The 23,553-nt window shown below is 38.5% G+C and carries 16 protein-coding genes, 2 tRNA genes and 1 pseudogene; 6 read left to right on the plus strand and 13 right to left on the minus strand.

Annotation, left to right across the window (positions count from 1 at the left end):
• The first annotated feature begins 59 nt into the window (after positions 1 to 59).
• The gene (locus AC2SLP_RS09960; RefSeq protein WP_486536522.1) at positions 60 to 590 is read left to right on the plus strand and encodes a DUF2726 domain-containing protein; all 531 of its coding nucleotides are present in this window, start codon (positions 60 to 62) and stop codon (positions 588 to 590) included.
• Between the two features lie 395 nt (positions 591 to 985).
• Positions 986 to 3,073 carry a catalase gene (locus tag AC2SLP_RS09965; protein ID WP_486536523.1) on the plus strand — a complete coding sequence of 696 codons (2,088 nt, stop codon included), beginning with the start codon at positions 986 to 988 and terminating at the stop codon, positions 3,071 to 3,073.
• Positions 3,074 to 3,631: 558 nt separating this feature from the next.
• On the opposite strand, the pseudogene AC2SLP_RS09970 reads toward AC2SLP_RS09965, so the two are convergent.
• The 4 genes and pseudogenes from AC2SLP_RS09970 to AC2SLP_RS09985 all read right to left on the minus strand — a co-directional run.
• Positions 3,632 to 3,697, minus strand: a pseudogene (locus AC2SLP_RS09970) (polyketide synthase docking domain-containing protein); the annotation flags it as partial.
• A gap of 71 nt (positions 3,698 to 3,768) precedes the next feature.
• Positions 3,769 to 4,575: a DUF3142 domain-containing protein gene (locus AC2SLP_RS09975; RefSeq protein WP_486536524.1), complete on the minus strand. Its 807-nt coding sequence runs from the start codon at positions 4,573 to 4,575 to the stop codon at positions 3,769 to 3,771.
• An 81-nt stretch (positions 4,576 to 4,656) separates the two neighbouring features.
• Positions 4,657 to 6,924 carry a PA5441 family protein gene (locus tag AC2SLP_RS09980; protein WP_486536525.1) on the minus strand — a complete coding sequence of 756 codons (2,268 nt, stop codon included), beginning with the start codon at positions 6,922 to 6,924 and terminating at the stop codon, positions 4,657 to 4,659.
• A gap of 189 nt (positions 6,925 to 7,113) precedes the next feature.
• A complete protein-coding gene (locus AC2SLP_RS09985; protein ID WP_486536526.1) occupies positions 7,114 to 7,965 on the minus strand; it encodes an aldo/keto reductase in 852 nt (283 codons plus the stop codon).
• A 320-nt stretch (positions 7,966 to 8,285) separates the two neighbouring features.
• On the opposite strand from AC2SLP_RS09985, the gene AC2SLP_RS09990 reads away from it, so the two are divergent.
• Entirely contained in the window at positions 8,286 to 8,483 is a 198-nt protein-coding gene (locus AC2SLP_RS09990) for an SDR family NAD(P)-dependent oxidoreductase (protein ID WP_486536527.1), read from the plus strand.
• 429 nt (positions 8,484 to 8,912) lie between these two features.
• Here AC2SLP_RS09990 and AC2SLP_RS09995 read toward each other — a convergent pair whose 3' ends face one another.
• The 9 genes from AC2SLP_RS09995 to AC2SLP_RS10035 form a co-directional block, all read right to left on the minus strand.
• Positions 8,913 to 9,461, minus strand: coding sequence for a hypothetical protein (locus tag AC2SLP_RS09995; RefSeq protein ID WP_486536528.1), 549 nt, complete (start codon positions 9,459 to 9,461; stop codon positions 8,913 to 8,915).
• 554 nt (positions 9,462 to 10,015) lie between these two features.
• Positions 10,016 to 10,091: transfer RNA gene (locus tag AC2SLP_RS10000), tRNA-Lys, on the minus strand.
• A 216-nt stretch (positions 10,092 to 10,307) separates the two neighbouring features.
• A tRNA-Lys gene (locus AC2SLP_RS10005) sits at positions 10,308 to 10,383 on the minus strand.
• Positions 10,384 to 10,781: 398 nt separating this feature from the next.
• Positions 10,782 to 12,746, minus strand: coding sequence for a MacB family efflux pump subunit (locus AC2SLP_RS10010; protein ID WP_486536537.1), 1,965 nt, complete (start codon positions 12,744 to 12,746; stop codon positions 10,782 to 10,784).
• 173 nt (positions 12,747 to 12,919) lie between these two features.
• Complete coding sequence (locus tag AC2SLP_RS10015) at positions 12,920 to 14,383, minus strand: permuted SH3 domain-containing protein (RefSeq protein WP_486536529.1); 1,464 nt, start codon at positions 14,381 to 14,383, stop codon at positions 12,920 to 12,922.
• A gap of 344 nt (positions 14,384 to 14,727) precedes the next feature.
• Positions 14,728 to 15,864, minus strand: coding sequence for a DNA polymerase III subunit delta (locus tag AC2SLP_RS10020; protein ID WP_486536530.1), 1,137 nt, complete (start codon positions 15,862 to 15,864; stop codon positions 14,728 to 14,730).
• Between the two features lie 38 nt (positions 15,865 to 15,902).
• Positions 15,903 to 16,622, minus strand: a complete 720-nt coding sequence (locus AC2SLP_RS10025) for an LPS-assembly lipoprotein LptE (protein WP_486536531.1) — start codon at positions 16,620 to 16,622, stop codon at positions 15,903 to 15,905.
• Positions 16,623 to 16,624: 2 nt separating this feature from the next.
• A complete protein-coding gene (gene leuS / locus AC2SLP_RS10030) occupies positions 16,625 to 19,297 on the minus strand; it encodes a leucine--tRNA ligase (protein WP_486536532.1) in 2,673 nt (890 codons plus the stop codon).
• 506 nt (positions 19,298 to 19,803) lie between these two features.
• The gene (locus AC2SLP_RS10035; RefSeq protein ID WP_486536533.1) at positions 19,804 to 20,259 is read right to left on the minus strand and encodes a TonB C-terminal domain-containing protein; all 456 of its coding nucleotides are present in this window, start codon (positions 20,257 to 20,259) and stop codon (positions 19,804 to 19,806) included.
• Positions 20,260 to 21,158: 899 nt separating this feature from the next.
• On the opposite strand from AC2SLP_RS10035, the gene AC2SLP_RS10040 reads away from it, so the two are divergent.
• The 3 genes from AC2SLP_RS10040 to AC2SLP_RS10050 all read left to right on the plus strand — a co-directional run bounded on the left by AC2SLP_RS10040 (position 21,159) and on the right by AC2SLP_RS10050 (position 23,522).
• Positions 21,159 to 21,521, plus strand: coding sequence for an arsenate reductase (locus AC2SLP_RS10040; protein ID WP_486536534.1), 363 nt, complete (start codon positions 21,159 to 21,161; stop codon positions 21,519 to 21,521).
• 294 nt (positions 21,522 to 21,815) lie between these two features.
• A complete protein-coding gene (locus tag AC2SLP_RS10045) occupies positions 21,816 to 22,067 on the plus strand; it encodes a hypothetical protein (protein ID WP_486536535.1) in 252 nt (83 codons plus the stop codon).
• Positions 22,068 to 22,307: 240 nt separating this feature from the next.
• Positions 22,308 to 23,522 carry an IS256 family transposase gene (locus AC2SLP_RS10050; RefSeq protein ID WP_486535535.1) on the plus strand — a complete coding sequence of 405 codons (1,215 nt, stop codon included), beginning with the start codon at positions 22,308 to 22,310 and terminating at the stop codon, positions 23,520 to 23,522.
• The last annotated feature ends 31 nt before the right edge of the window (positions 23,523 to 23,553 follow it).

Consider the following 23,553-nt stretch of genomic DNA (forward strand, 5'->3'; position numbering starts at 1 on the left):
TTTGGTTGTACGTAATTAGCGCCATTTATTAATATTATAATGATTAAATTGGAAGTGTAGTGGTGAACTTATTGTTATTTGGAACCATGTTACTTGTCGCATTCATCATCGTAATGAGTGTGATTGGACAACGTCGTTTAGAGAATAAAAAAAACAAACCTGTGAAAGGTGACGATTTGCCCATCTGGCCATTTACTCCCATGCCCATTATGACGGATACCGAGGTTATATTTTTTAATAAATTGCAACAGGCTGTCCCTCAATATCTGGTGTTCGGTCAGGTTCAATTATCACGAGTTATTGAACCAAGCGAAGAGGCAGGAAGTGAGAGAGCCTTTTGGTTTAACCGAATATGCAGACAGAGTATTGATTATGTCTTGGTAGACCGTGATGCTCAAACAACACTTCTAGCCATAGAATTAGATGATTGGACGCATAACAGTAAGTCTAGAAATAGGGCAGATGAGAAAAAAGACAAAGCATTGGCGAGTGCTGGTATTCCTATACTACGTTTTCATGCAGAGCGTATGCCTAGTGTTGAGATTATTCGTAATGATATTGAGGTGGTATTAAATAAGTATTACGAATAATTTATATCACGCGAGAACTAAGCTGGAACTACTTATATTCAAACAAAGTATATTCCATGTTGCTTAATCTACTTATTTATCGGTTAGTTAAACGCTATTTATGTACTAAGACTTTCTATAAAAACTATTTGTTTTAATTTAAATTATATAAGCAAAAAGTTATTCCAATATTAAAGATCTATAAATTAATAATTTTTTTGATAAAAAGTTACTTTGTCTTATAAAGAGTTAACCAAATACAAACAGCCTGTTGCCAATCTTTGTTTAATATAAATAGGAGTAGTATTTAAGTTATATGTAAGCCATCACTACAAATACTACCTAGTTTAATCGATTCGTTAATGTAACATCATAAATAAAATTCTAGCAAATACCTATCCTAAAAGGACACGGCAATGAAAGACAATTTAGACCATTCAGACCCAGCCAAAAACATGTGCCCATTCGCTGGTAACGGCGGTGAACCACAATTTCAAGCTGATGACAGTGTGCCTAACTTAACCACCCAGCAAGGCGTGGTCATCTCAGACAACCAAAACTCTTTAAAACGTGACCCACGTGGACCTACCTTATTAGAAGACTTTGTACTACGTGAAAAAATCACCCATTTCGACCATGAGCGTATCCCTGAGCGTATTGTCCACGCGCGTGGTTCCGGTGCTCACGGTTACTTCGAGTTAACAGAATCTTTAGAAAAATACACCACCGCTAAAATTTTGACTGAAACTGGTAAACAAACGCCATTATTCACTCGTTTCTCAACCGTAGCCGGTAATAAAGGTTCAAAAGACACGCCACGTGATGTACGCGGTTTTGCGGTTAAAATCTATACGTCTGAAGGCAACTGGGATATTGTCGGTAACAATATGCCTATTTTCTTTATTCAAGATGCTATTAAATTCCCAGACCTTATTCATGCTGTAAAACCTGAGCCTGACCGTGGGTTCCCGCAAGCTGCTTCAGCACATGATACCTTTTGGGACTTTGTATCTCTAAGTCCTGAAACCTTGCACAATGTAATGTGGTTAATGAGTGACCGTGCATTGCCACGTAGCCTTGCCATGATGGAAGGTTTTGGTATTCATAGTTTTCGTTTATTAGATAAAGAGGGCAAGAGCACTTTTGTACGTTTCCATTGGAAGCCAAAACTAGGCGTACAGTCACTAACTTGGGATGAGGCTGTTAAAATCTCCGGTGCAGATCCTGACTATAATCGTCGTGATTTATTTGAGTCGATTGGCGCAGGTGATTTTCCAGAATGGGAATTCGGTGTTCAATTATTCACTGAAGAAGAAGCTGAGAAGTTTCAATTTGATCATTTAGACGCAACCAAACTGATTCCTGAAGAAATGGTTCCTGTTAAAATCATTGGTAAAATGGTTTTAAATCGCTATCCTGATAATTTCTTTGCTGAAACTGAACAGGTAGCCTTCTGTCCATCTCACTTACCACCAGGTATTGATTTTAGTAATGACCCGTTACTGCAAGGTCGTCTGCATAGCTATCTTGATACTCAGTTATCACGTTTAGGTTCGCCAAACTTTGCTCAGATCCCTATTAATGCGCCTAAATGTCCGTTTGCTCATAATCAGCAAGACGGTCACATGCAAATGCAAGTCCCTAAAGGTCGCACCTTGTATGAACCACAAAGCCTAGAGCCTAATAAGCCTCGTGCTAATGCTGATATCGGCTTTAAATCATTTGCAGAAAAATGTGATGATGGCGTTAAAGGACGCATCCGTGCTGAAAGCTTCGCCGATCACTATAGTCAACCGCGTATGTTCTGGCGCAGTCAAACAGAAGTTGAACAAAGTCACATTGTTGATGCCTTTACCTTTGAGTTAAGTAAAGTTGATACGCCGCACGTACGTACCCGCGTGCTTGCTCACCTGATAAACATTGATGAAGACTTAGCAAGTCGTGTGGCGAACAATCTAGGCATGGAGCTTCCTGAACCCGCTGAAAAACAAGCACCCGTTATCGATATGGAAAAATCAAAAGCGGTGCAAACAATTGGTATTACACCTAAGACTCTAAAAAGTCGACAAGTGGGTATCCTAGTTGGTGCTGGTTCAAGTAAAGAGGAAATTCAAAAGTTTGAAAATGCAGCTAAGGCGGCGGGCGCGATGGTTAAAATCGTTGCACCAACCAAAGAGGTTGTGCTCGATGACAACACACGTATTCAAGCTGATGAGATCATTCATGGTGCCCCATCGGTTATATTTGACGCGGTTGTCAGTATCATCATGCCAGATGTAGCCAAAAAACTTGCAACCCATGCGCCAGCACTAGATTGGTTTACAGATGCCTTTAACAACTTTAAAGCAATTGCCTATTGCCCTGCGACTGAAGAATTCATCTTAAGCAAACTGCCCGTTAAGAAAGATGAGTTTGTAACGCCGCTTGATGATGTTGATGGCTTTATTGAAAATGCTAAGACACGACTATGGGCACGTACGCCACAGGTTCGTGATCCTGCATAGTTAAGTATTTATTAGAATTAGGCTTAGTATAAAGCTAAATAAAACGGTTTAGATTAAAATACCAGTCATATTATTATGGCTGGTTTTTTTATACTTAAATGCTCTGTCATAATATAAAAGTTTTAACCCCTAAAATAATATCAATAATAAATCTTTATATATAGAGATTAATAGTTAACCTTTAATAACATCAAATACCAAGGTAAACCTATCTAAATTAAATTTTATTCATTTCCCATTAGGGTTTGCTGTAATTTTGCTTCAAAGGTGTTTATCACCACATGTAGTTGAGACTAATAAATCAACGGTCAATCGTTTACCATGTTCACAAATTCTAACCGTGATTAAGGAAGCTATAAATTTTTGAAAAACAGAACGTAAAGAGCGTACCGTAACTGGCAAAAATGTAGCTGCTGCTGTATTGTTCTGGCCCGCATAAATTGGGACACATCAAAATACTGAAGAAGCTATAGAAGCTGTTGACGAACGTCAAGATAATTTGAATAAGCTGTATCAACATAAAAACTGTTCATAGTATTCTTTAAATAATAAGCTTAGTTAATTAAATATTAGATTTCCAATATGGTTGTCAATTAATGATGCGCGAAGATAATCAAGAAGTTTCCCTCAATGATTGAGGAGGTTGCTGCAACAGAAAATTCTAAGAACCTAGTTTTAAATAGATACCTAGATAATTAACGCAAAAAAACCACATAGCCCTTAAAGTGTGGATTATCTTGTAAATATTCTGCTCCATGCCATTCACCACCTTCGATAATACCAACTTTAAAATCAAACGGTAAATACTTTAGCTTTTTTAAATAGCGGTCATAATTCGATAGAGTGGTTGTGCCTTGATAGGTCTGAACCACCAATTCATCAACCGTATGATTTAGTTGCTTAAATTGAGCTTCTTCTGCTTGATTCGACCAATCAAGTAATCCCGTTACGCTTAACTGGTATTGAGCTGGCAACTGTTTGCGAATATCAGCTAAAAGTTTGGCATACTTATCTAGTTTGTAGGTCGGAGCGTCGTAGTCAATTTGGATGCCCACGACCTGATTTCCTGCCCGTTGCCATTTGTCAAGGCGATGAATTAACTGTGTCATAACCTCACCAGACCACTCTCTACTGGTCGCACGATAAACCAGCCAGATCTTTCTACCTTTTAAGGTGCGTACCCCTAACCCTTGAGATGTTAAGGTTGCCTGAGCGTTATTCTGCAAACTATTATTAGCTTTGAAGTGATAATAGGGAAGGTCATTTGGTCGGATTTCGCCTTGTAATAGATATAGCGTACGAGCCTGACTTATCTTTGCAGCATCTCTAGGTGGTGTCCATATCCAAAACTGATCATAATGCTTTGCTTTAACCGTATCGGTATTAATAGCATTCTTTATAACAGCATCTTCAGTATTAGATGAGTTATTAACTGAGTTATTAGATGAATTGCTTATACCTTGGGCATTAGAAGCCTTATTGCTAAAATACCCAACAACCATAAAAATTATTAGCAAAACACTAAGTAACAATAAAACTTTAGACTTATGCTCGACTATTATCAAAAAAATAATCCTTTGGGTTTACCAATAATATTTTTGGTTTTGAGCCCAGCTTGTATTTTTGAAGTCTGATTTTAAACGCTTAAACCAAGCTTTACGGACTGAAATATCTACCTCTTCATCGCTACAATGGTTATTACCGGAGCTGGCAAAACAACCTAGGGCACGATGTAGGGCATAAGCTGACAGTTCGTCTTTTTTATTAGTCGCGAATATGGATTTATACATATCCAATCGGTTCAGTTTCCTACCTTTGAAACGGTTTGGAATATCTCCTAAGTAGGGATAACGGTAGTTCGAGTGAGTTGCATAAGAAATTTGATAGTCTTTATCATAATCTTTAAAATGATAAACAATATCTGAGTCACGTATAAATTCAGCTAGGCAAATATTTTGGAGTCGGTCTTCTGGGTCTTGTTTAAGATTGATAACGGTTGTGGTTAAATCTTGACAGTTTATATTGCTACTAATATTTTTACCTTGCCAATTAAAATCACTGAATCTAGGCATATACCATAAAGTTTCGTCCTCACTGTCATAGCCTAAATATTGTTGATAGTTTTTAGGTAAGTAGTGTTTATACTTCAAATAATCGGCATAACGTCCATGCAGTAATGATTTTGATAGTAAAGCATAACGAGCTTCTGCACCTATAATATCAGTGGCTGGATAGCTATTAGCAATTTGTTGTAGTAGTTCAGAATCTGCAGAATATTTTATTATTCGCATTTTTAATGTTTTTGATTTTATAGACGCCTTATTGCCAAATAATTCACTGTATTCATTGGTAAGATCCGCTTGTAAAACGATGGCAAGGTCTGTCAATCTGTCCTGAAATGGCAGTTTGGGGAGGTGGTGTAACTGGTTCCAGAGTTGATTTGCTTTATCTGCGCTACCCAATTCCTGCAATGCTCGCGCTTTTAAAGCATATTGACTAAACTCAGCATATGACATATTACCTTTAGGTGTATCAGTAGGAAGATAATTTAAGGCACGTCTTGGGTTATTTTGTTGCACCATATAATAGGTAGCCCTTAAATAACGGTAAAGATCCATCCGGTCTTTAAATTTGGGTTTTAATTGTTCAATATCATTAAGTCTTAATGGTTTTATTGAAAAAAAGCTATCTTCAGGTCTTAGTCTATATAAAGCAAAACTTGTAATTAAAATTGGGTCTTCTAGTTTATTAATATCTAAGGGTTTATCGTAATTTAAAAAAAAGACTCTACGTTCTATCTCTTCAGGTAATAACCGACTATTTAGATTAAATAGTTTTGACTTTGGATGGTTTATTTGCCATTCAATTTCATCTATCAATTGATCCTGTTGTCCCGTTAACCAATAAAGTCGGCGTTGTAAACCACGCGCTGAAGCCACATGATGCCCATCTCTAAAACTATCAAGGTAGTTATCAATTGAATTTTGCGTTGTCGCTATTACTTTAGGATCAACTCTTTCAGGCTTATAATTATAGTCCTCGGATCCTTGTCTAAACATGCGATTAATACCTGTACGAATTAACATATAGCTGGAAGTATCAATCAACCAAGACAGACCAGGATTGTTATTAGTCTTTAACAAAGACAAACTGCGATAAATTGTCTGAGCACTGTAAAAATCTGATGGTTTCCCCAAATAGAATAACTGATTGGCCATTATGTAATCTGCATAAGGCTGAGCATGGATAGACCATTTTATGGGGAAACTGACGTCATTAACTACTAATGCTTCATGATTAAAGGAATCTGCACACTCACTTCTAATGGCTTGACGAAATTGTAATAACTGCTGTTTTTCTTTTACTGTTAAGCTTGGATCAACCTCTAGCGCATTCTTAAGTGCATCAATACCCGTATAGAAGCTATTACAATATTCGGCATAATGGCTGGTTTCTGATTGAGCCAAAAAACTTTGCTTAGGATTTTTGGCTATATTTACCGCTGAGCTCTTTAAAGTATTAAGACGTAAAGGATAGTCATATACATATCTATTATAAGAGTCTTCAAAGTCTGTGGTATCAAAATAAATTAATCCTTTATCCGCAAGTAATAAATATAGGTTGGCTTGGGTGTCATTACCAGTATCAAGCGTAGGGAAGTTAATCTTACACTCATTATAGATACGATTATCCAATGAAAAATTAGAACCACAATATTCACCACCTCCAGCATTAGAGCTTATCGGAATTCCTATTAGACTGCTTGATAAAGCGGTTAAAATTAATACATTAGTTTTGGCTTTATATAAAGGACTAAAAGCGGTTTTTAAACGCTCTACCATTTGATTCATGAGCTATCCATTGAATACTCTGTTTGTTATTAATTGGAATCATATCAGGGTTTTGTTTTAAAAACTGAATTTATATAACCTTGATGTCAATCTTCTTATAGTAGTAACAGATAGGTACAAAATTGCAGTCATACTGTGATATGAATGATTTTTAGACATTTTGTCTTCATAGTTTAATTCTTCATACCTTTAATCATCCCATTCAGGCGTATAATTTGGATGTTCAATTTTACGTCCATCACGACGCGATAGTTTATTAATCTTTTGGATATCATCATTGTCTAGTTGTACGTTTAGTGCATCAAGATTTCCTTGCAAATGTGAAGCGGTACTGGTTTTAGGAATAGCAATACGGTTTTTATCCGATAAAATCCAAGCCAGTGATACTTGAGCAGGATTGATATTGTGTTTGTCTGCAATTGCCTTAATCGTATCGTGATCAAACACATCACCACGCGCTAATGGTGAATAGGCGGTTAGTGGAATATGGTGATTATTCATAAAGGTTTGCAGGGTATCTTGATGAATAAATGGATGAAATTCTACCTGATTTACCGCAATAGGCACATCGCTATATTTTTTGGCTTCAATTAATAATTTGATATTAAAGTTTGAGACACCGATATGACGGGTTAGTCCTTGATGCTGCATCTCTGCTAAAGCTGGCATGGTCTCTGATAACGGAACACGAGCGTCCGGCCAATGCAGAAGTAATAAATCGACATAGTCCACGCCCAGTTTTTCTAGTGAGGTATGTACCGACTTTACCAAATTCTGTGGTTCAAAGCGCATATCATCAGGGAAGACTTTAGTGGTTAAAAAATATTTATCTCGAGAAACACCTGATTTCTTGAGTCCGGCACCTACTTGTTCTTCATTATGATATGCCTGAGCCGTATCAATATGTTCATAGCCCATTTGTAGCGCCTGACAGACGATGTCTATACAGTTCTGATCAGTGGTCTGCCATGTGCCAAACCCTAAGGCAGGAATATAAGCTTGACCGACGGTACGAGTTTGATAATTTTTAATGAAATTCATAAGTTATCCTTTTTATACGCTTATTCATATGTTCTTATTTAAGTTCTACTCATTCTATTAGTAGAATATCTTTAAATATTTTCAGCTTTTATCTATTTCTATTACTTATTTAAGCTATTACTAATATAAGCTTTTAACAATATAAGCTTTTAAAAATATAAGTGGTTTGTAATATAGATTATTTGCAATATTAGTTATGACAAATAATGGCTTTATCAGTAACAGTTGATATGCTCTATTATAAGAAAAACGTCATACTAATATGTAGATGAGCGTTATGAGATTAATTTTAAAGCGTAAGATTATGTAAGGATAATAAGATGAAAGTTATATTGATTACTGGGTCTACTGATGGCATTGGCAAACTAACTGCAATTAAACTAGCGCAAGCGGGTCATCAACTATATTTGCATGGACGTGATCGCATTAAACTTGATGAGGTTATCGCAGAGATAAAATCGACAACTAGCAATAATAATATTGATGGATTTATTGCTGATTTGTCTAATATGCAGTGAAATTTTTGACCCTTAGTCATTCTAAGTAAGAGCCGTTAATTATTAAAAGTCACAATATATTGGATAAAATAGCCGCCCTGAGAACGGATTAAGCAAAGCACTGCTTAACTTCGAGCATAGCTCTCGTCTTGCGCTCGGGCAAAGCAATGCTTTGCTATATCCTCGCTCACGTTCGCAAGGCGAGAGCTGTGCTCGAGTTATGCTGTCGCTAAAATCGCCCTAGACGTTGTTACAAACCTAGCTAAGGTTCAATACGCTTCGGACATTAACTTCGGTGTGTGCCTAGTTTGGAACACAGCTTTGATTAATTGGTAGCTATCAGCAGTCCTAATTAATCAATTTTGTACAGCCACTAATCTTCTAATAGATAATAGTTTGAAATAACGGTGTTATGTTTGCTTAAAGATATATTAACGATTAACCTTGGTTTTAGTTTGTCATGTCATGATTGGCTTCTGCATCATGAGTCAGATCGTTATTCGTTTCACTACTTTCAATGACCTGATTATTATCATTAGGTTCGCCAGATACCGCATTAGATGAAGCCGTAGCATTAGCTATATGAGCACAATCCTGTTGTTTCATCTGAGGGTCTTGTTCATAACGTGTATTAATCACACTGACACCTTCTGAAAAGGCCTGTAGATAATCGTATTCTTCTAGTGAAGTAAATTCACTATCATTTAAGCCTCTTTGTTCTCTTTCTTTATATTCAGCTTCATTGATATCACCACAAGCTAGCTTAGTTTGGGTTTCCATACCATGTCTTACAATGTTCTGATAATCTGCATCTCTACTAGACTCATCGGTATTTTCAGCAATTGTTGACGCATCTGGTGATGTGACAATGCCTTGCCCTGTAATTCCTTGAGCTTCTGGAGATTCAGGTGGTAAAGGCTCATCTGCATCACATGCTGTTAATCCCGTCATCAACAAAGAGCACGTTAATATCATTATTGACGTGTTATTTTTTAGCATAACTAGTACCTTATATGATTAAAATAAATGAAAGGGTGATACGGACATGTTTATGCTCAAAGTCATTATATACATACCCATACATATGATTTAAAACACTAACGGACTTTATTTTAACGAACTTTATTTTTCAACTTTTAATACCAACTGTTGTCTGTTTAAAAGACTCATAGGTAGTTACATCTATATAAAAACGCAATATACTTAAATAAATACATTCATACCGTTAGTTATACTTTAACACTAAAGCTGGCTTTAGATAAGAGTGAGTATAGTAAATCATACAATATGGGGATTTATAGGGTTTGAATTTAAAGATAACCCTTTAGAGGTCAGATTAGAGGTAGTTTATCGGAGTTTAAAATATTATAAACAGATGAATATTTGAACGATGTGAGTAAGAATTTAGAACTTTTATTATATTAAGTACGAGTACGCGGTATGATTTTAAGTAGCGGCATATAAGATTAATGAGTACAAACTAATAGTTAGCACACAAAGAAAAACCCCGATAAACACTACGTTTGATCGGGGTTTTACTAAATTACTGAATATGGTGGGCCGACCGCGACTCGAACGCGGGACCAATTGATTAAAAGTCAACTGCTCTACCAACTGAGCTATCGGCCCTGAGAGACGTTAAAAAATCGTATACGATTTTAGTCTCGCAAGAGAAAATTCCTTAAAGGGGATTTTCTAAAGAGGTTACTACAAAACTTGTTTCATCCCGAGCGCAAGGAAGATTCTTTAAATAGAATTTCCAAAAAACTCGATATCCAAACTAGGTTTGCAGGTTACTGCAAGAGAAAATTTTAAATAAAAACTTTCCTAAAAATTTAACAAAAATGGTGGGCCGACCGCGACTCGAACGCGGGACCAATTGATTAAAAGTCAACTGCTCTACCAACTGAGCTATCGGCCCTGAGAGACGTTAAAAAATCGTATACGATTTTAGTCTCGCAAGAGAAAATTCCTTAAAGGGGATTTTCTAAAGAGGTTACTACAAAACTTGTTTCATCCCGAGTGCAATGAAAATTCTTTAAATAGAATTTTCAAAAAACTCGATATCCAAGCTAGGTTTGCATATTACTGCAAGGTAAAACTAAACAATTTTTTGTTAGTTTCTAACCTTAAACTTAACTATCAAACAGTTTAAAAATACGCTAAAGAAGTTGCTGTACCTCTTTAACGTGAGAGCACATTATACGCATCATAACTAAGAATGCAAGTCTAAATTTATTTTTTTTATTAGCAATCAGCGCTGTTAGCGATCATCAAAAAGTGACATATTTTAGTCAATAAATGGAATCGACATTAGACTTAATCTCTTGAGAGCGCTTCAACAGGATTCAGTTTTGCTGCATTACGAGCAGGGATAAACCCAAAAATAACCCCAATCAATGTCGAGCATACAAAGGCAGCAATAATTGAGGTAGGGGAGTAAATAACGCTAAAGCTATCAGAGCCAATACTATTGATACCTTCACCAATGGCAAATGCCAATAAAACGCCTAATCCACCCCCAAGTATACACACCAATATCGCTTCAATTAAAAACTGCTGCATAATATCGCTTTGACGCGCACCTACCGCCATGCGTACGCCAATCTCATTGGTACGTTCAGTTACGGATACCAACATAATATTCATAACCCCGATACCACCCACTACTAGTGAGATAATAGCGATAGACGATATCAATAGCGTCATGGTAGTTGTGGTTGACTCAATCGTTTGGCGAATTGAATCAGAATTTCGGGTTCTAAAGTCATCAGTGCCATGCCGGCTTTCGATGAGTTCTGAAATGGCGGTTTCAGCCACACTGGTCGACACATCACTATTTATCAACACTACAAACTGCTCAATCGTATTGCCGCCAATCATACGAGACATCATCGTGGTATAGGGCATATAAATAGTTGGCGTATCAGTAGAGCGCCTAAAGCTTGAGTCATTTTCTTCTAATACACCGATGACTCTTCCAGGTACATTGCCGATAAGTAATACTTCGCCAATAGGATTTTCAACGTCTGCAAAAAACGTGCTTTTTGCATTATTATCTATAATCAAATCTTGAGTTCGTGATGAAATGCTATCACTCTCAAAAGATTGACCTATCGCCAAAGTTTCGCCTGTAACTTCTAAATAATCCTCACCAACACCGCTGATACTTGCTGAAGATTCTATATTTCTATAGCGTACGCTTGAGCTGGTATCTAATTGAGGACTTACACTAGCGACATAAGGTTGATTGGCGACCGCTTGTGCATCTTCAGGAGTGAGATTGTCATCGTAATATTGACGTCTGGGGTCACCATAGGGGTAGCCACCCAACACGGTAATGGTATTGGTACCTAAAGAGCTAATGTTGGATAGGATTTTTTGCTGAGAGCCTTGACCTAAACCTACGACAGAGACGACAGAGGCGATACCGATAATGATACCTAGCATCGTTAATATAGTGCGCATTTTATGGGCACGCATTGCTAGTACAGACATTCTAAATGCTTCTGACAACCTATCTATAAATGAGCCAATACGACTTTTTTGCTTTTTATGTAAGATGCTAGAAGGGCTGTCGACATTCGTGTTTTGCGCTAAACGACTTAATTGCTCATTGCGATAATCGGCGATGACACGGCCATCTTTTAATTCAATAACGCGTTCTGCTTTTTCGGCAATACTGGGATCGTGGGTCACCATAATGATGGTATGACCTTGCGCGTTTAAATTTTTTAAAATCTGTAAGACATCTTGCCCCGATTTACTATCTAAGGCACCCGTTGGCTCATCGGCAAGGATAACATCACCGCCATTCATAAGCGCCCGAGCAACAGACACACGCTGCTGCTGACCACCTGACAATTGGTTGGGTCGATTTTGGGTTTTATCGCTCAAACCTAGATCGGTTAATAATTGTTCAGCACGCTCTGATCTAAGTTTGGTATCCATGCCTGCATAAACGGCGGGCACAGCCACATTGTCTTGTGCGTCAATATCACCCAATAAGTGATAGCGCTGGAAGATAAAGCCAAAATGCTCACGGCGCAGTTTGGCTAACTCATCAGCATCAAGTTGGTTAACCGATTTACCAAAAATAAGATAGTCACCACTAGACGCTTTATCTAAGCAACCTAAAATGTTCATCAAGGTCGATTTACCAGAGCCTGATTGTCCAATAATAGCGACCATCTCACCTTGATTAATAGTAAGGTCAATGCCGTGTAATACTCGAATGGTCTGCTCACCGGCAGGAAAGTCCCGAGTGATATTGGTAAGCTGCATGATAGGATTGCCTTTAGCGGTGCTCTCACTATTGCCACTGCCTGGGGTGCTATGATTAGACACTTCAACAGGGGAATTAGCCGGTTCCGCTGTACTCGCTAGAGGTTGGTCAATATTAATCATATCAAATCTTCAATAAAATCGGTTATAGCAAGCGTTATTTATGTGGTTGTTTATATACGCGGTGGCCCACGCGGTGTTTTACTCGTAGATCCTTTTTGACCACTACCTTCACCGATAATTACGGTCTCTGCTTGTTCAACACCGCTTAATATTTGCGCATTGACTCGGTTATCGATACCCACTTCAACCACTCTGTTTTCAACACTGCCATCATCATGTAATACACGGACGTAATGACTATTAGCATTAGGTTTGGCACCAATTTGTTCTGCGTCAAGGTTATCATCACTTTTGTCAGCACTTTTATCAGCGCTTTTATCAGTAGGCGCATCGGCTGGATTAGCTGTGGGCTTATCTCCATCAGCGTTAGCAGTTTCTCTCGGAGTTCGAGGCGGTAATCCTGTTTTAATAGCAGCAGAAGGCACTAATAAGGCGTCACTGGCTTTATCTATCACAATGTACACTTGCGCGGTCATATCAATACGAAAACTACGATCAGGATTGGGTACTTCGATATAACCAATATAATAAATTGCAGAATCGGTAGAGCTGGTGCTACTGATTTCTTCCGGGGCCGGTTCGATAGCAGTTAATACCGCATCATATTTTTTATCGGCATCACCTATGGTGTTAAAGTAAACTGGCATACCAGCTTTAACATTAATAACATCAGCTTCAGAGATTTGCGCATTGATACGTACGGTAGATAAGTCAGCTAAAGTGACAATAGTGGGGGCAGTTTGGTTGGCGTTGACCGTTGCGCCTTGTTCTGCTTCAACAGCGACCACGGTGCCATCCATAGGTGCACGAATAGTGGTATATCCCAAATCGGTCGTAGCAGTGTCTAAATTGGTTTGTGCTTTACGAATGTCAGCTTCACTGCTTACAATATCAGATTGGGCGGTTATTAAAGCTGCTTGCGCGGTTTTGATAGCGGCTTTGGCACTATCTACACTTGCTTGCGCAGTTTCAACAGTCGTTCTTGCGGTATCAACTTGTTGCTCGCTAATAGCATTGATCGCTAATAACGGGCGCAACCTATCATAGTCGGATATGGCTTGTTTAAGATTGGCTTGACGACTGGCAAGATCCGCTTGAGCACTTTGTAAATCGGCTTGACGACTTATATAGCTGGCTTTGGCACTTTGTAGCGCAGCTTGGCCTTGCTCTAAAGTAGCTTGCTGATTTGAAAGATTATTTTTTTGAGCCACTTGGTCAATCTGGGCAATTAAATCCCCTTTTGTAACCTCATCACCCACATCAACATATAACTTAGTTATTTCTCCTGAAACCTGTGCGCCAACATCAACCGTGTTTAAGGCTTTAATTTTACCCGACGCCATCACGTTACTTTCAATATCGCCAATATTTGCAGTGGCAGTGATATAGTTTGGAGTTTCTTCTTTGGGCTTAAACTTGTTATATAAAAATAGCGCCAGAGCAAGGATAACCAGCCCTATAAGGCCCCATTTTATGAGAGCATTGCGGTTTATACGATTTGAATTTAGTACCATACTACCGTCCAAAACCTATTTTTGAATTAATATAGTAAGCAAACAACTAAAAGGTTACGGGGTTAACATCGTTAAGCCTACGTGAACAGTAGTTGCACTCGGTTGCCTTGTCACCATTTTAGACTTCTTAAACTATAATACCTTATTGTGGCACAAAGATTAGGACATAAAGTTTAAGAAAAGTTACCAAAATTAATTTATTAAAAGCAATAGGATAGGACAAAAATTTAATTAATAATGTTTGAAAGTTAAACTGTAGGAAAGGTGCTATAGGAAAAGGTACTAATTGAATTAAGAAAAGAGTTACTCGGAATAATTATTTGGTATTGTATGTTATTAACGCTTTAGTGAAACAACTTATATCCACTAACTCTTAAAGCAGCTTGCAATAGTAGCTCCCAGGCAGGCTGGCGAATGACGCCTTTTACTGCTTTATCACATTGATATAATAAGTCTGGCCAATCGGAAATACTTTGAGGGTTTTGACGACGGCAGGCGGCTTGATATACAGACTGTTTGCTACTCCATATACCTAGCTCTCTTGGATTTTCACCACTTAACAGCTGCATAATAAGACGCATGTCTTTACTGACCGCCCATAATACCAATGGGGTAGGTTCTTCTGTACTTTTAAGCTGTTCTATAATGCGTACAACCTGCGAGGCATTACCGGATAACATAGCATCTGACAAATCAAAGACAGTGTACTGACCACCACTGACAAGCGCATTCTGTAGTGCATCAACATCAACGGTGACAGGTTTGATAGCTTGAATATCGGGCTGTGAAGTATTTGCGCCATTTGAATTTGAGTTGATAGATTGGTCAGATGGGGTAGCGTCTGTCATTGCTCCAGACTGCTCTATTTGCGCCGCTATTTGAGGCGCAAACAAATAGGACAGACGCCACAAAGCTTGATAAGCACTGAGCAGATGGTGTTCTGTTTGTACCATTAAAAATTGCCAAGCGTCTGGCGTTAAGTTTAACCCTAAAAGATGCGCATGTACTGACAAGATTAGTTGACGCTGATTTTCATTGTAAAGATTACAATCAATGATATTGCCATACTTAGCAAACGGCGCAAACCATTTGCTACTTTGAGAACGATTGTCGACTTTAGCGGTTAACCATAATACACAGTTTTGATTGGTACCTGAATTTGCTTCAATGGCAAAAGATTCAAGCTCACTTTGAATGTGTTTGTCAGGTTTGTGATTGCCTGTGACAATAACGGCGGTAGCATCATCAAACAGCGACAAACTATTCAATTCAGTCAATACATCTTGCCACGTCTTAGCCGATACCAGCTCAATACGCTGAATAGATAAGTTTTGACTGCGCCAAATGGGGCGCATCGCATCAGCTAACCACTGATGTAAAAGCGGCTCATCGCCATGTGCTAGCCAAAGACCTGAGACATTAACATCAGCAGGCTTGCCTTGTTTTAATTTGGTATAGACGTCTAAAAATGAACCTTTCATAGATTATTGTGTACGTATAGGTGGACAAGTATGGCCTATTATGGGCTAGGTGGAGTGGATTCTATAAACCCTTTGTCATTTATATTACCAGACGAAGAGTCGGGGTCTTGACTTAAAACGCTCGACGAGTCAGTGTTTGGTACAGCTTTTGGCGCAACCCTCGGTAAGCTCAACGCCACATACTGATCAACGATACGCTGTGCCATGCTCTCGTACAGCCAATACTGAATTTGCTCACCTTGTTTGTCATCTATACTAACGGAGGCTTCGTCAAATTGATAACTGCGCTCTACCTGTATGTTATTTTTAATGATAACTGGTTTGCCAGTTTTGCTTTGGTCGCCTTCCGTGTTCATTAAAGTTCTATAAACCACATCAGCCGATAGTACTAATCTGATTTCGGTTAAAACCCCAACCAGCTCGTAGCGTTTAAAACTCAAGTTGTTTACTTCAATAGACCCCGTGTAAAGGTTATCGCTGTTATTAATCTCAAGGTTAATGTCATCAATAACATCAATACCTACAGAGTGTAATCGCGCTTGTAAAGGAAGCTTTAAGCCCAAACTATTGGCATCATTCCCAATTTTTAAGACAGTATTACCAACTGCATAGCTCATCTGAGAGTCATAACCTCGTAGATGAAAGCCGCAGCCGCTATATAATAATGGAGAGACGAGTAGCGCCCCTATCAAGCCATACGCCGCTAAGCTTTTAAGCTTAGCAGCTCTATTTTGAATGTGTGAGGATAAGTTAGACATTTTTAACTCACCACAACAATATTAACGAGTTTGTTCGGTACGACAATCTCTTTTTTTATATCGCCAGTTAAGTATTTAGCAACGCTTTCAACCGCTTTGGCTTGTGCCTTAAGATATTCAGCATCACTGTCTGGAGCCACCTCCATCTTCCCGCGTACCTTACCGTTAACTTGAATCACCATGGTGATGGTATCTTGTACCAAGGCAGATTCATCTAAACTAGGGTAAGTCAGAGCTTGAGTATCAACGCCCAGCTTTTCAAGAATATGTTCTGAAATATGAGGTGCATAGACCGATAAGATGATGAGTAGCGCTATCAATGCTTCATGTTGTACCGCCATTGCTTCGGCATTAACTTGCTTATTCTTTGAGATAAATGAACTGAGCTCATTAGCAAGCTCCATCAAGCTTGAAACAGGCGTATTCAAGGACAAACGGTCACCAAGATCATTATCAATTTTGGCAATGACTTCATGTGTCTTACGGCGTAAGTTTTTGGCATTACTATTTAACTGTGCTTTATCTATTTCACTCACTTTTGGCAATTCAGCAACCGTCAGCTCATTATCAGATAACGCATTCATGTGATCTTGAGCCGAACGCCATACTTTTTTCAAAAAGTTGTAAGGGCCTTTTAATGAGTCATCTGACCATTCGAGGGTTTGATCAGCTGGAGCTGCAAATAAGGTATATAATCGCACGGTATCCGCACCATATTCATCAATGGTAGTTTGAGGATCAACACCATTATTTTTTGATTTTGACATCTTCTCGATTTTGCCAATGGTAACAGGCTTACCATCTGATTTTAAGGTAGCGTTAACAGGCTGTCCACGCTCATCTACACTGATGTCGACATCATCTGCAAAGTAGTAAGTCTTACTGCCATCATCATTGTCTCGATATAGCGTACCTGCCAGTACCATACCTTGAGTTAATAGATTTTTGAATGGCTCATCACCTGATACCAAGCCCTCATCACGCATCAGCTTATGATAAAAACGGGCATACAGCAGGTGCATCACCGCATGCTCAACCCCGCCCACATATTGGTCGACAGGCAGCCATTTATCAGCGGCAGACTTATCAACCATTTGCGTGTCGTCATTCGGGCTGGCAAAACGGGCGTAGTACCAGCTCGATTCCATAAAGGTATCAAACGTATCAGTTTCGCGCTCGGCAGGACCACCGCATCTAGGACACGTTGTGTTCACAAATTCAGGCATGTTTTTGAGTGGGTTACCACGGCCATCAGGTACAACATCAGTCGGTAATTCAATGGGCAAATCTGACTCTTCTACAGGCACATTACCGCAGTACTCACAGTTAATCATTGGAATAGGGCAGCCCCAGTAGCGCTGACGTGATACCCCCCAGTCTCGCAAACGATATTGGATTTTACGACTTGCAAGATTTTGTGGCTCAAGCTTTGCAAGCATGGCTTCAAATGAGCCATCAAAGTCTAAGCCATCAAATTCACCAGAGTTGACCAATTGACCACGTTCGATATACGCGCCCTCATGGTCAGATGGGGTTTGAATAACAGTTTTGATAGGTAAATTGTATTTGGTTGCGAACTCATAATCACGCTCATCATGAGCAGGTACTGCCATCACAGCTCCAGAGCCATAACTCATCAGCACATAGTTGGCAACCCAAACAGGAATCTCTTTCCCTGTTAAGGGGTGCGTCACGGTTAGACCAGTATCCATACCTACTTTTTCAGCTTTGGCTAAATCGGCTTCAGCAACAGAGCCTTTTTTGCATTGTTCACAGAATTCAGCAATTTTTGGATCTTTTTCTGCCGCAAGTTTTGCCAAACGGTGCTCAGCTGCGACCGCAACATAAGTCACACCCATCAAGGTGTCAGGACGGGTAGTGAATACATTAAGCGTACTGTCATCATCTCTATTATTGTAAGGAAAGTGAACTTCCATACCTTGGCTACGCCCAATCCAATTGCGCTGCATGGTGATTACGTCACTTGGCCACTGACCTTCAAGCTTATCTAAATCATCTAAAAGCTCATCAGCGTAGTCTGTGATTTTGAAGTAATACATTGGAATATCGCGTTTCTCAACAGGTGCGCCACTTCGCCATCCTTTGCCATCTATAACTTGTTCGTTAGCAAGTACGGTATTGTCAACTGGGTCCCAGTTTACCGTGGCAAGCTTTTTGTATACCAAGCCTTTTTTATATAACTGTAAAAAGAACCACTGCTCCCAGCGATAATATTCTGGCGTACAGGTTGCAAATTCACGCGACCAATCGATAGACAACCCAAGCGTTTTGAGCTGACCTCGCATGTTGTCTATATTGTTAAAGGTCCATTTAGCAGGTGCCACTTGATTGGCGATGGCCGCGTTTTCTGCAGGCATGCCAAACGCATCCCAGCCCATAGGCTGTAATACTTCATCACCTTTTAAGCGATAATACCGACTGAGTACATCTGAGATGGTATAGTTCCGAACATGTCCCATGTGCAGTTTGCCGCTAGGGTAGGGGAACATAGATAGCATATAACGGGTATTGGCATCTTCGCTAACGTCATTACTCACCTCAAAGCGCTTGTCAGCAGCCCATTTGGCTTGTTGTTCGGCTTCGATTTGCTGCGGATGGTAATGGTTGGGGTTGGACGCTGAATCAAGTTGTTCAGGTGTTACAGTGTTACTCATAGTCGGCTCTATATTAAATGGTTTCTTTAAAAAATGCTGTAAGCGTCACGAATAAACGCTTAATAAATCAGGATAAAATTTAGATAAGATAGGATAGCGTAAATTGGCATAAATTGCGATGGGGGGCATCTGATATATTCAGCAATAGCGGTGTTATCCAACTTGTCTGTTATTGCTCTGTCATATAGTGACTATCTATAATATGTCGCTTTATAATAAGTAGCTTTACAATAGGCAGCTATTTCTCGCTTTACGCTTGTAGTTAGCGGTTTGGGTGGCACAGCGCCTAAACACAATGGTGTTCCATCATTCGAGCGACTCCCCTTGTGCAAGGCGCTGTTAGCCACCCAATCCACTAAGCTACCGCTACAATCGAGGCTAAAAAGCCCGCTCGGTTAAGTGTGTTTTATAGTGAGCTTTGGGTTTACGTTGGTTGAAAATAAATATAAAACCGTAAAGTATACAGTATGTGAAAATCACTGTTATTCTAAGAATGATTTTATTGTTTACTGAACCACAAAATTGAGTTCGATTTTTCTAATATTAGTACCATCAAGTGGTGTTAAAGGGCTTGATTTATAGATAGCTTCTTCAACTGAACGTTTTAGAGCCTCATCACTTGTATGTGCTATAACACTTAATACGTCTCCTTTATTACTAACGTCAATAGTTACAGATACTTTAGACCCTTCACTATATAAGGGAGGATCCCAGAATCTAACGATAAGTTTCGCTAGGTCTGTAACGATATCGGAATCCCTTGAATGGTTACTATCTTTATTATTTTTATTCAACCCAGTGTTTGGACCAGCGTTGGTGTCTATTCGTTCAAATGTATTATCAACCTTGCTGGCAGTCTCTTCAGCTTGCGCATGAATATTAGTTAATAATCCAATAGAACATAATAAGCTTGTGATTAAAGTTTTAGAGATAAAGCTCTTATTAGTGTTAATATTTAACATAATTATTGGGCCTAATCATCTAAGGTAAAGATGATTTTATAAAATTGGTAAATTACTTAGTTTATATAATCTGATAATGATTTTATCATTTGTGGAATCAATAAGTTTAGTTTGATTCTTATAGTGTCAGTATCATTAAGTTGAAAGAGTTAATGAATAATTCAATATTCTTATGTCTATAAAGAGTAAGATAAATATAATTTCTCATGATAATAAATTTTATTCATTATATATATCTTTACTTGTCTATTTAGAATATGACTACAACGTTTGAACGATATTACAGTTCCTTATAGTATATTTTAAGATTTCAATAAACTATCTAAGAATATTGAGTGAAGATTTATGATAAAAAGTATTATTAAAAATTCAGTAAATGAGATAACTAATGTGTTCAAAAATAATAATACACAAAAGTGATATGAGTTGCTAAGAAATTCAAATCTACCAGATGTTGCGCTCTTAGAATGCGAAGGAAATGCAGAGTTCTATAAAAAGAACTATAGTGCTTCATTCAATTTTATGATCAAGCCTATCCAAAAGAAAGCTATCTACCTGAATACTGTCGTCATAGATTAGCTCTGCATTCACTAGATGACAATAAAAGTATAAATCAAGAAAGCAGAGATTAAAGTATTGTTTCAATAAGTTGTAATGCCTTAGTAAGTGTCAAATTAATATGGGCTGTATAGAATTGGTTAATTAGGACTTCAAAAAGTTATTGAACTATGACTATGCTTTAAAGAGCCAACTAGATAGCTATCTGATTCACCATTATTTTAAACAATCGGCGTATTGAATTCATAAGCCATTCATACTACAGCTGGATTAGAGCTTTCATCATAACGACTAAGTTTAATAAAGTACTTTAAGTACTTGCGTTTTAATAGGTATAAATTATGACCATCACAATCTACGGCATCAAAGCCTGTGGCACCATGAAAAAAGCATTTACTAAACTGGATGACATGGGCGTCGCTTACGACTTTCATGACTACAAGAAACAAGGTATAGACAGGGATAGCGTGCAACGTTGGGTTGATGAACTGGGTATAGATAAAGTTCTAAACAAGCGGGGCACAACGTGGCGTAAACTGACTGACGATCAAAAAGCTGCCGCCGATTCAGATGTTAATAAAGCCATTAAATTGTTGGTTGAAAATACCAGTATGATTAAACGCCCTATAGTTGAAGGCTCAGATGAGCATCAAGATATTATATTATGTGGGTACGATGCAGATATGTTTGAGGATACATTTTAGTCGTCTTAATATCCATGCTATTTTCATCAACTATTCTTTATATATACAAAAATACGGTCTACACTTATTTTATCGCGAAATATTTTGCCATAATATAAAACCAACGCTCAACCCATCAACCCAAAGAGTTTAGAACATCAATTAAAACATTAAGGATGAATGATGAAAAATTTATTAATGATAAGTATGTTAGGACTAGGGGCTACGTTTGCATCAGTTAACGCGAGTGCTACAGAGTCTGTTACAAACGTTCAATTTTCCAGTGATAATTACTGCGGAAGCTATAGCAGTAATATGAAAAATGGAAAGAAATTTAAATTGTATTTAAATGCTAATCAAGAGTTAGTCATACTAAATGAGGGTAATGACCAAGTGAACGTTGCCTATGTTGAGGGACCCTCTGGTCGATTGGTAGGCAATCATTCACATTATGATAACGGCCCAGCAGATTATGCTACCTCATATCGCACACAAAGAAGAGGAGAGCATTACATTAAGGTCTATGGTAATGATTCCAGAAGCTCTATAGAGATTTGTGCGTACTAGTGTCTATATTAAGGCTCGATATATGTTGTATGTGATAAAAGGTGGCTAGTTACTATATTAATAATATTACTATAGGCAAAATAGCCGTATTGACTGTCTTTATCTTAGATAACTAAGTGGAAATAGCATAGCTATTTTAATGTATAATAATCCAAGCTAAATCATATTTTAGCTTGGTTTTTTGAGACTTTCCCAAACTTTGTGTAACTGCTTATAATCCATAGTAAAGGAGAATAAGCAATGACAAAACAAACAGAACTAAAAAAACTAGCCGAACAAATGGCCAAACACGTTGGCAGCTTTGAAGACATCAAAGCATTTCAAAAAGAGCTCATGCAGTCATTTATTGACACTGCATTAGAAGCCGAGATGGAAGAGCATCTAGGCTATCCTAAGCATGAAAAGGCGGATACCCCAAACAAGCGCAACGGTCACACCAAAAAGACAGTGCGCAGTGACACAGGTGAGATTGAAGTATCTACACCCAGAGACCGTGAAGGAAGCTTTGATCCTGTATTGGTTGCAAAGCATCAAACTCGTATCACTGGGCTCGATGATAAAATCATCATGTTTTACGCCAAAGGCCAGACAACCACTGAGATTGTTGAGAGTATCAAAGATATCTATGACGTTGATATCTCAACCAGTCTCGTATCAAGGGTTACTGACAACATCATAGATGACATCACAGCATGGCAGAATCGTCCACTAAGTAGCTTATATCCTATCGTATATTTAGACTGCATTGTCGTTAAAGTACGTCAAGACAAGCAAATCATTAATAAAGCCATCTATCTGGCCTTAGGCGTCAATCTTGAGGGCAAAAAGGAGCTACTGGGTATGTGGCTATCGGAGAATGAAGGCGCTAAGTTCTGGCTAGGTATTCTCACTGAACTACAAAACCGTGGGGTTCAAGATATTCTTATTGCCTGTGTGGATGGTTTAAAAGGCTTTAGCGAGGCAATTAATACGGTATATCCAAACACACAGGTTCAGCTATGTATTGTGCATATGGTACGTTACTCTATGAAGTTTGTACCATGGAAAGATAGAAAAAAAGTAGCGGCTGGTTTAAAGGCGGTTTATGGTGCTGATACGCTTGAGCTGGCAGAGGCTAGCCTTGAGCAGTTTAATGAGATCTGGGGCGATAAATACCCGCATGTGGTTACCTCTTGGCGCAATAATTGGGAGGGCTTAACCGTGTTCTTTGATTACCCGAAAGACATTAGAAAAGCCATTTATACGACCAATGCTATCGAGTCATTAAATAGCGTGATTCGTACCGCTGTGAATAAGCGTAAGATATTCCCATCTGATCAAGCGGCGTTAAAGGTTGTTTATCTAGCGACTCAGCAGGCGTCTAAAAAGTGGTCGATGCCCATCCGTAACTGGACGTCTGCTCTTAATCGATTTATGATTATGTTCGATGAGCGTGTTAGTAAGCATTTAATCTAAATTGCAGTTACACAGAATTCAGGATGGGCTC

It is taken from the genome of Psychrobacter sp. CX21 (genome assembly GCF_057396255.1).

Bases quoted from the DNA above. Each gene is read 5' to 3' on its own strand.
- AC2SLP_RS10015 (WP_486536529.1), bottom strand. From the start codon at position 14,383: ATGGTACTAAATTCAAATCGTATAAACCGCAATGCTCTCATAAAATGG.
- AC2SLP_RS10010 (WP_486536537.1), bottom strand. From the start codon at position 12,746: ATGCAGCTTACCAATATCACTCGGGACTTTCCTGCCGGTGAGCAGACC.
- AC2SLP_RS09985 (WP_486536526.1), bottom strand. From the start codon at position 7,965: ATGAATTTCATTAAAAATTATCAAACTCGTACCGTCGGTCAAGCTTAT.
- AC2SLP_RS10025 (WP_486536531.1), bottom strand. From the start codon at position 16,622: ATGTCTAACTTATCCTCACACATTCAAAATAGAGCTGCTAAGCTTAAA.
- AC2SLP_RS09995 (WP_486536528.1), bottom strand. From the start codon at position 9,461: ATGCTAAAAAATAACACGTCAATAATGATATTAACGTGCTCTTTGTTG.
- leuS (WP_486536532.1), bottom strand. From the start codon at position 19,297: ATGAGTAACACTGTAACACCTGAACAACTTGATTCAGCGTCCAACCCC.
- AC2SLP_RS09990 (WP_486536527.1), top strand. From the start codon at position 8,286: ATGAAAGTTATATTGATTACTGGGTCTACTGATGGCATTGGCAAACTA.
- AC2SLP_RS10050 (WP_486535535.1), top strand. From the start codon at position 22,308: ATGACAAAACAAACAGAACTAAAAAAACTAGCCGAACAAATGGCCAAA.
- AC2SLP_RS09965 (WP_486536523.1), top strand. From the start codon at position 986: ATGAAAGACAATTTAGACCATTCAGACCCAGCCAAAAACATGTGCCCA.
- AC2SLP_RS09980 (WP_486536525.1), bottom strand. From the start codon at position 6,924: ATGAATCAAATGGTAGAGCGTTTAAAAACCGCTTTTAGTCCTTTATAT.
- AC2SLP_RS10020 (WP_486536530.1), bottom strand. From the start codon at position 15,864: ATGAAAGGTTCATTTTTAGACGTCTATACCAAATTAAAACAAGGCAAG.
- AC2SLP_RS10045 (WP_486536535.1), top strand. From the start codon at position 21,816: ATGAAAAATGGAAAGAAATTTAAATTGTATTTAAATGCTAATCAAGAG.
- AC2SLP_RS10040 (WP_486536534.1), top strand. From the start codon at position 21,159: ATGACCATCACAATCTACGGCATCAAAGCCTGTGGCACCATGAAAAAA.
- AC2SLP_RS09975 (WP_486536524.1), bottom strand. From the start codon at position 4,575: ATGGTTGTTGGGTATTTTAGCAATAAGGCTTCTAATGCCCAAGGTATA.
- AC2SLP_RS10035 (WP_486536533.1), bottom strand. From the start codon at position 20,259: ATGTTAAATATTAACACTAATAAGAGCTTTATCTCTAAAACTTTAATC.